Source organism: Marinobacter daepoensis DSM 16072, from assembly GCF_000421165.1.
Taxonomy (GTDB): Bacteria; Pseudomonadota; Gammaproteobacteria; order Pseudomonadales; family Oleiphilaceae; genus Marinobacter; species Marinobacter daepoensis.
Genome location: NZ_ATWI01000005.1, coordinates 1 through 2,166, shown reverse-complemented (window position 1 = coordinate 2,166; position 2,166 = coordinate 1). Strand labels below are relative to the sequence as shown.

General features: G+C 52.6%; 2 tRNA genes and 2 rRNA genes. All 4 read right to left on the bottom strand.

Annotated features, from left to right (window positions below):
• A 23S ribosomal RNA gene (locus tag K325_RS0100515) occupies positions 1-533 on the bottom strand; the annotation flags it as partial.
• Positions 534-812: 279 nt separating this feature from the next.
• A tRNA-Ala gene (locus K325_RS0100510) sits at positions 813-888 on the bottom strand.
• A 46-nt stretch (positions 889-934) separates the two neighbouring features.
• Positions 935-1,011 (bottom strand) — tRNA-Ile (locus tag K325_RS0100505).
• Between the two features lie 87 nt (positions 1,012-1,098).
• Positions 1,099-2,166: ribosomal RNA gene (locus K325_RS0100500) — 16S ribosomal RNA — on the bottom strand; the annotation flags it as partial.

Sequence of the window (2,166 nt, the reverse complement as noted above, 5' to 3'; positions counted from 1 at the left end):
TCTGCTCCGACTGCTTGTACGCATACGGTTTCAGGGTCTATTTCACTCCCCTCACAGGGGTTCTTTTCGCCTTTCCCTCACGGTACTGGTTCACTATCGGTCAGTCAGGAGTATTTAGCCTTGGAGGATGGTCCCCCCATATTCAGTCAACGTTTCTCGTGCGCCGACCTACTCGATTTCACTGAACTCAGGTTTCGGATACGGGGCTATCACCCACTATGGCGGCACTTTCCAGAGCCTTCTCCTACCAGTTGTTCAGCTTAAGGGCTGGTCCCCGTTCGCTCGCCGCTACTTAGGGAATCTCGGTTGATTTCTTTTCCTCAGGGTACTTAGATGTTTCAGTTCCCCTGGTTCGCCTCTTGCACCTATGTATTCAGTACAAGATACCGACCCGAAAGTCGGTGGGTTTCCCCATTCAGAGATGTCCGGATCACAGCTCGTTTGCCAGCTCCCCGAACCTTATCGCAGGCTTCCACGTCTTTCATCGCCTCTGACTGCCAAGGCATCCACCGTATGCGCTTAGTTGCTTGACTATATAACCCCAAGACAACTGTGAGCCCGAAGGCTTCAGCTTTCTTGAAGCGATATAACAACCACTTCAACGACAACACCGGATAACGCTTGAAATCGCTATCACTTGAACATTTCCTCTCGGAGATAATGAGAGAAAATATTCGTGTTCTATCTCGTCCAATTTGTTAAAGAGCAAATCTGACCCAGTGATCAGAAAGGAAGGCTTCACAGCAATGAAACATTCGTTTCTGTACACTGCTAACCCAAGGTTAGTCAGTTAGTTAAAATCTTGATCTGTTTGGTGGAGCCGAGGAGGATCGAACTCCTGACCTCCTGCGTGCAAGGCAGGCGCTCTCCCAGCTGAGCTACGGCCCCAATCAAGTTGCCAGGAACCATTCAGATCTTGCGAGCTGAATAATTCTGGTGGGTCTGGGTGGACTTGAACCACCGACCTCACCCTTATCAGGGGTGCGCTCTAACCACCTGAGCTACAGACCCAAACAATCGGGCCTGAAGACCCTTTGCTCTCTTTATTAGCCAACCAAGTAATTCGTGTGGACTCTGACCGAAGCATTCGGCTTCGTTTAAGGAGGTGATCCAGCCGCAGGTTCCCCTACGGCTACCTTGTTACGACTTCACCCCAGTCATGAACCACACCGTGGTAATCGTCCTCCCGAAGGTTAGACTAACTACTTCTGGTGCAATCCACTCCCATGGTGTGACGGGCGGTGTGTACAAGGCCCGGGAACGTATTCACCGCGACATTCTGATTCGCGATTACTAGCGATTCCGACTTCACGGAGTCGAGTTGCAGACTCCGATCCGGACTACGATGCGTTTTAAGGGATTGGCTCACTCTCGCGAGTTGGCAGCCCTCTGTACGCACCATTGTAGCACGTGTGTAGCCCTGGCCGTAAGGGCCATGATGACCTGACGTCATCCCCACCTTCCTCCGGTTTGTCACCGGCAGTCTCCCTGGAGTTCTCAGCATTACCTGCTAGCAACCAGGGATAGGGGTTGCGCTCGTTACGGGACTTAACCCAACATCTCACGACACGAGCTGACGACGGCCATGCAGCACCTGTCACTGCGTTCCCGAAGGCACCAATCTATCTCTAGAAAGTTCGCAGGATGTCAAGGCCAGGTAAGGTTCTTCGCGTTGCGTCGAATTAAACCACATGCTCCACCGCTTGTGCGGGCCCCCGTCAATTCATTTGAGTTTTAACCTTGCGGCCGTACTCCCCAGGCGGTCAACTTAGTGCGTTAGCTGCGCCACTAAGGATTCAAGATCCCCAACGGCTAGTTGACATCGTTTACGGCGTGGACTACCAGGGTATCTAATCCTGTTTGCTCCCCACGCTTTCGCACCTCAGTGTCAGTGTTGGTCCAGGTAGCCGCCTTCGCCACTGGTGTTCCTTCCTATATCTACGCATTTCACCGCTACACAGGAAATTCCACTACCCTCTACCACACTCTAGCCTGGCAGTTCGAAATGCCGTTCCCAGGTTAAGCCCGGGGCTTTCACATCTCGCTTACCAAACCACCTACGCGCGCTTTACGCCCAGTAATTCCGATTAACGCTTGCACCCTCCGTATTACCGCGGCTGCTGGCACGGAGTTAGCCGGTGCTTCTTCTGTAGGTAACGTCAAGCC